The following is a 6,662-nucleotide window of genomic DNA, read 5'->3' as shown; positions in this document are numbered from 1 at the left end:
AATAAATATCAACACCAAGTATTTTAATATCTTTCATCACCTGCTCTTTATTTAAAATAGAAATTCTGTGTTGGCGCATTATAACGCCCCCTTTAAAGAGCGCACTTTTCATTGGGTTGTTTAGCTAGGATAGGAACAGATAGTTGAGAAGAGCTAAATTTAACAAACTTCAGATACAACAATACCAGTAAAATAATCGGGGTTAGAAGATTGGACAAAATGATGCCCAAGTTATAGGGAGCAAAATTGCCATGAACGACCATTTGATCAATGTGTCCATAGGTGGCTCCCAGCATAAAGAAAGAGCATCTCAAACCTGTCGCTAATCAAAATTTATCCCGAACCCATAACGAAAGAATGCCGATCCCCTCCAAGCGCCATGTGAAACCCCACTTAAAATTGAAACGGACTCCCGGGCGTCCACCCAATCATTTGTACTATTTGATTGGCATAAAAACGTGACTGATAAATCTGATTAGGACGACCAAACCCACCATAAAAAATGGAAAATAGGAAAAATACAAATCCACGATTTTTTTGAGTACTGGTTGCGTTTAATCCAATGATGCATGGCATGCAGAAGAATAGAAACAAGAATAAGGAAATTATTAACCATCGCTAGGGTCTTTAGCTTTGATATTTTAGTTAGACTATAGCATATTCATACATTATGACGAGAGGGAGAATCTAGTGAAGACTCAGTGTACCAGATTTTTATTGCTTGCTTACGTCCTTGTCCCTGTCCTTTTTTGCGTTTGCGGTTTCGATGCCAAGGACTAAGTAGTTAATACTTGCAAAGCGTTGTGACACATTAGACTGTGTAAGAGATAGAATTATTTAATTGATGAAAATGAAAAGAATTGTCATTTTGATTAAGAATCAGCTCATCTATGTTCAACCTGCCGCAGAGTTAAAAAAAGAAAAAAATCAGTTCATGGATCAAGCGCGAGAAGATAAAATTTTAGCTTTTCTGTCACAACAAGCTGAGAAGATGGGATACCATCGGTGAGATAGCCAAGCATCAATCGAATAATTATGAGAAACGCTTTCATCATTATCAATCTTAAAAATTAAGTACCAGAAAATAAAACTGAAAGGAATAGTTTGGCAAAATTACATTTGTATTTATTCCGCTATGAATGCAGGTAAAAGCACAACCCTCTTGTAGTCGAGTTATAATTTAACGAGCGAGAAATGGACACGTTGGTGTTTTTGTCCGTTGTTGATGATCGTGAAGGAGAAAAAATCACTACCTGGATTTAGCTTTCCGGGAAAGCTATTGTGTTTACGAAGGATACAAATTTATTTAGATATATTTCGGATAAATTAATACAGAACACAAATATTCGCTGTGTGCTAGTAGACGAAGCTCAGTTTTTAACTAAATCACAGGCTGAGAGCTAGCCTTGGTGACTAATGAACTTAATTTGCCTGTCCTAGCCTACGGTATCCGTACCGATTTTCAAGGCGAACCATTCGAAGGTAGTGTTTATCTTTTGGCTTTGGCGGATCTTTAGTAATTGAAATAAAAACCATTTGCTATTGCGGACGAAAAGCGACGATGAACTTACGTATCGACGATGAAGGAAATCCCATCGGCGAATGAGAACAGATCCACCCTGGAGGCAACGATCGATACACGGCCACCTGCCGCAAGCATTTTCGACTAGGGCAATCGACGCAAACAAATAAATGGCTCCAACGTAGCTTTTAACTATGTTCATTCTTTATTCTGGCAATTGAGTCGTAGGTTGAGATGAGCTTGCGAAGCCAAACTTACGGCCTATCCTTCTAAGAAATTTTTATATATAATCCTGGCTTAATTTAGCGGAGGGGGAATCGGTATGCCAGAACCAGCGCTGATCACGTCAAGATTGAGTCCAGAAAACGGAATGACTTACGATTACCCTTTACAACCTTGGGTTGTTTGTTTCGCCGCCTCTCTATTTTTCTTTTTTGAATTTATTCAGCTCAACCTCTTCAACGCGCTGAGCCCGGCTTTAATGCAGGCTTTTCACATTAGTGCTACCCGCTTGGGCCATTTATCCACCAATTATTTTTATGCTAATGTTATTTTTCTTTTTCCGGCTGGGATGCTTCTCGATCGAATTTCCACTCGTAAACTGATCATCTTAGCCATGGCGGCTAGCGTCATCTGTACCTTTGGTTTTTCGGCTTCCACTGCACTTTGGCAGGCGGATATCTGTCGTTTTGTCACTGGCATTACAGGATCATTCTGCTTATTAAGCAACGTTCGATTAGCATCGTGCTGGTTTGAGCCGCGTCACATGGGCTTAATTATCGGTTTAATCGTTACTTTCGCCATGATTGGCGGTTTGATTGCACAAACTCCTTTCACCTTATTGACGGACGCCGTGGGTTGGCGGATGGCGACATTAATCGATGCCGCTTTCGGTCTAGTTATTCTGTTTTTGATTGTGTTTTTTGTGAGAGATTATCCGCCTCGGCAAGGAAGCATTTTTCAGAATCACCAGGCTCAACTGCACGATCTCGGATTCTGGCATGCGTTACTGCAAACAACTAAAAACCGCCAAAATTGGTTTGGGGGTTTATACACCTCACTAATGAACTTACCCATTTTTTTATTGGGTGCAATGTGGGGAGTTCTTTATCTGGTGCAAATTCGTGGGCTGAGTCGATCCGATGCTTCTCTACTGACTTCAATGTTGTTTATCGGTACAATCGTTGGGTCGCCAGTTATAGGTTGGCTATCAGATCAAATAAAGCGTCGGCGCATGCCGATGGCTCTTGGTGCCATTGTGTCGTTAATTTTAATATTACTGTTAATGTATGAACCCAATTTATCCTTTTTATCACTCCTCGTTATTTTTTTAGGGCTAGGGTTCATTACCAGCACTCAGATTATTAGTTATCCCTTAATCGCCGAAAGCAATCATCTCGCATTGACAGGAACAGCAGAAGGGATGGCTTCCGTGTTAATTATGGCCGGCGGGTTCACCCAATCCTTTTTTGCTCGCCTAATGGAATGGCGATGGGGGCATCACATTGTCAATCATGTCCCGATATTTTCACCCAGCGATTATCGGTTAGCATTGGTGATTATGCCAATCGCTTTTTTATTAGCGCTGGTAATAGCGTACTTTGTGCGAGAAACACATTGTATTGCTTCTCGTGAATGTCAAAATGCAAAACCCAGTGATTAGTGTAGAAAGCCTAACATTACCACAACCTCAACACACTCTATAAGATCGCTGCGTGCTTGGATAGTCTGTTTAACGGCATCGCTTTTTTTCTTTTATGAATTCATTCAAATGAATATATTCAATCCTATTAGCGACCCGCTGATGCAAACTTTTCATATCAATGCAGCTCTAGCTGGGTCAACTTTCTTCTTTTTATTTTATTTCTAGCGTTATTTTTCTTTTTCCGGCCGGGTATGTTACTTGGTCGCTATTCCACACGGAAAATCATTCTTTGCTCTCTCGGAATTCGCATTTTGAGTATTGTCTCGTTTGCGTTGACAACGTCGATTTTCTGGACTTCTCTTTTTCGGTTTTTAACCGGAATTGGGAGCGCATTTTATTTCTTAAGTGTCATTAGTTTAGCGACGCAATGGTTTCCGTCGGATCGACTAGCACTTGTTACTGGAGTTATTGTTCAATGGCCATGTTGGGCGGAATAGCTGCGCAGACGTCTTTAATGCTCCTTCAACACATGGCGGGTTGGCGCAACGCCTTGGTAATTGGTGCGGCGGTAGGAGCGTTAATTTTTTATTGATTTTTGCTGTCATTGCTGATTACTCATCCACTTATATTGAACGTCATCAACTGGAACAACAATAGATTAAGATTAAGAGTATTGGTTATTGGAAAAGTATGGGTTTGGCTGTTTTAAATGTGCAAAATTGGTTGGTGAAAATTTATACTTTTTTGATGAATCTACCATTAAGTTTGTTAAGAGGAATTTTGGGAATTTTATACCTCGTTAACGCTCAGCGCATGACGGGAATTGACGCGACTTATAACCAGTATGCTACTTTTGGGTACAGTTATTGGGGGACCGGCAGTCGGGTGGGCTTCAGATAAAATAGGGTTATGTCGTTTACCGATGTTAATTGGTGTGATAATATCATCTATCTTATTTTTAATCCTAATGTTTGGTCCCGCAATTATCGTTTTACCACTTGTTAATATTATTTTTAGCGATAGGGTTATCGACAAGTACTCAAGTCATTGGATATCCAGCGGTTGCTGAGAATAGTCTTCCCACTATCACGGCGATGTCAGCTAGCGTGGTCAGCATTACAACGATTGGCGGCCAAACACTTTTTCAACCGCTTTTCGGGCACTTGATCGATTTACGTGCTGGCTATTTTGTCATATTGGTGGCTACAATATTTTTGATTTTCGGTGGGTAATATGGTAAAAAGACTTGAAGTTTTTTGGATAGAGGATCAGATTTTCCTGGGGATCCACACCGAACAACCTTTCCAGACGGCCTTCCTGATCTTCTTTTTTTGAACCCAAACTATAATGAGATTTACCCTTAAGGGGCATTCAGCGTCGTATCCATAAACTAGGTAACAAGCTGTTTCCATGCTATGCCCATTTAAGGTATTTTTAATATTGAGTTCGAAACAAGGATAAATAAATTCCTATTCGTCTACCAACTTAAAGTATACGAATATTTTTGGGTGCCACTTCCAAAATCAGAATCTGTAAAATAAAAAGAAGCGGGCATTTTATTTCCCTCCTTCATTTAAAGTTAAAAGCAGTTTATATTGAATTATGGTTTGACGAAATCTAAAAATGAAAATAAGCGATAAGTATTTAGCTGAAAAACCCATGTTTTGATTCATCTATGCTTGTTTGTATGGTTTTTGGTGATTAAACTAGCGATTATGATTCTAATAGTAGAAAATTGTATAGAAGACGAGCAACTGAAAGAGAAAAGCGAATTAAGGAAGCTCAAGATATAACGAAAAGCTATCATTTGTGGACTAAAAGAAAGGAAAATTCAGCGAGGTAGCAGATCAGGAACGATTTACTAATGAAAAATTAGAGGTCATCGTCGAGAACATTATTTCCACTAATAAAAATTACAAACCTATACTGATTCTAGCGCAAACATAAAAAAAACTTTAACATAAGAATTAATTAGCGTTTAATCCACTCGAAAAATTAGCAAAAGAAGTTAACTACTGGAATATTCAGGCAATTGGTGATTACTGTACTTGTAGTAGTGGAAGCCCATTGGTCTGAACGTGATGAGAAAGGGGCTCTTCGTTTCAAAACAGTCTCGGAACCTCGAATAATTATTTTCATGCAGAGAGCAAGAAAAATAGAGATAATAGAGCAATCGGTGTCTGCGAGTGGGACCTTTACGCTAAACACGAATACAAAAAATATATAATTCGAAAAAACATCGAATATTTTCTTCTTCCCGCTACCCCGAGATGTTTCTGATTTTCGTGCATTTATGCAAGAATTATCGGAAATTGCGATAGCTTCCGACAGCATCATGTTGCTTAGCCAAATAAGAGAATTCCGCTATACGAAACCTTCAGCTTTGTCACCATGTGCTTTGACAGAAGAAAAAAGTGCAGAGTGAAGATGTAAGTGAGAGGTTAACGGCATCAGGGTTAGGAAGTCGAAGTTTAAGTGCTTAAAATCGACAAGCTGTTGCACTAAGTTATAATCCTTCGCGCAATAATGAGCCTAATGAAGTGAAAAATTCTACAACTCCGGTTGTCCGAATTCCTTTAGTCGCGATACCCGGAAGGTATTTCAGTAGTCAATATACTAATGGGCCACAATTTTTATTCGAAGTTGATAGGAAGCGTCATCAAGAGAAGCTGACCTATTTTCGTGACGTGAATCAATCCCTTTTAGGGCATTTGAAATTTTTTTCTCAAGACGGACTTCCTCTTTTACACTATGCAATAAACCAGTTAGCATGGAAATGTGCTGAATATTCTATTAAAACAGCCTCTGCCGAAATCTTTTGATTTCTGACCCCGATGGGTAGATCAACACTTGCATATGAAAGAGAAATGAGCGACATCAACTCCACACTGCCATTACCGAAACTGGATAAGATTATTAGCTTACTCAAGCAAAAGACGCCAGCTAAGGAGCTTGAAATTAACCAAGAAAATACTCAATCTCCTGCTCTAACGCTGAAGGAATTAGTGGGATTAGCTTCAGTCACTGTTTTTTATTTCTTTACTGGTCACAACATTTAAACCAATACCTGGGTTTTCCACTCACGGTAATTCTTAAGATTAATACATTGGGAATTTTAATTTTCAGCTTTACGATTTTTTTAAGGGGCTGGCTAACGGATCGATCTGGGTATCGAACCATCTATTTAATTGGCGTTCTCTGAATTATTTTGTCAGCGTATCCTTTATTTCTATTTTTTATGTTACATTCTCTATCGCTCGTTATAGTCAGTTAGGTGTTATTTTCAATTATCTTTGCTTTTATCACGGGCGCTTATCCGGCAATAACGATTTTATTTCCTACCTCGGTCCGTTACGCAAGTATTGCAACGGGAATTGATTTTATACAATTGTGACTGGATCAAGATCCTCGGCTCTATTCTCTCGAGACGTTTGAATAGTTGACTGGGAAGTCATTCCACTACTTCCACTTACAATCCTAAACAAAATTCTCGAG

1 protein-coding gene and 5 pseudogenes are annotated in these 6,662 nt (G+C 39.1%); 5 read left to right on the top strand and 1 reads right to left on the bottom strand.

Going from position 1 to position 6,662, the window contains the following annotated elements; all coding sequences use genetic code 11:
• Positions 1-92: 92 nt before the first annotated feature.
• A pseudogene (locus tag FIV31_RS06900) lies at positions 93-616 on the bottom strand (DUF6790 family protein).
• A 74-nt stretch (positions 617-690) separates the two neighbouring features.
• Here FIV31_RS06900 and FIV31_RS06895 point away from each other — a divergent pair.
• From FIV31_RS06895 to FIV31_RS06870, 5 genes and pseudogenes are all read left to right on the top strand, one after another.
• Positions 691-1,067: pseudogene (locus FIV31_RS06895) on the top strand (chorismate mutase).
• Between the two features lie 37 nt (positions 1,068-1,104).
• Positions 1,105-1,714: pseudogene (locus FIV31_RS06890) on the top strand (thymidine kinase).
• A 130-nt stretch (positions 1,715-1,844) separates the two neighbouring features.
• Positions 1,845-3,185, top strand: coding sequence for an MFS transporter (locus FIV31_RS06885; protein WP_280124258.1), 1,341 nt, complete (start codon positions 1,845-1,847; stop codon positions 3,183-3,185).
• Positions 3,124-4,401, top strand: a pseudogene (locus FIV31_RS08690) (MFS transporter); the annotation flags it as partial. The gene FIV31_RS06885 and the pseudogene FIV31_RS08690, both read left to right, overlap by 62 nt.
• A 1,768-nt stretch (positions 4,402-6,169) precedes the next feature.
• A pseudogene (locus FIV31_RS06870) lies at positions 6,170-6,537 on the top strand (MFS transporter); the annotation flags it as partial.
• Positions 6,538-6,662 lie beyond the last annotated feature (125 nt).

Origin of the sequence: Coxiella endosymbiont of Ornithodoros amblus (genome assembly GCF_019425495.1) — a bacterium.
GTDB lineage: Bacteria > Pseudomonadota > Gammaproteobacteria > Coxiellales > Coxiellaceae > Coxiella.
The sequence above is the reverse complement of the archived record's forward strand: the minus strand, read 5'-3'. Positions and strand labels throughout refer to the sequence as shown.

What these genes read in the sequence shown, in the direction of transcription:
- FIV31_RS06885 (WP_280124258.1), top strand. Translation starts at nt 1,845, where the DNA reads ATGCCAGAACCAGCGCTGATCACGTCAAGATTGAGTCCAGAAAACGGA.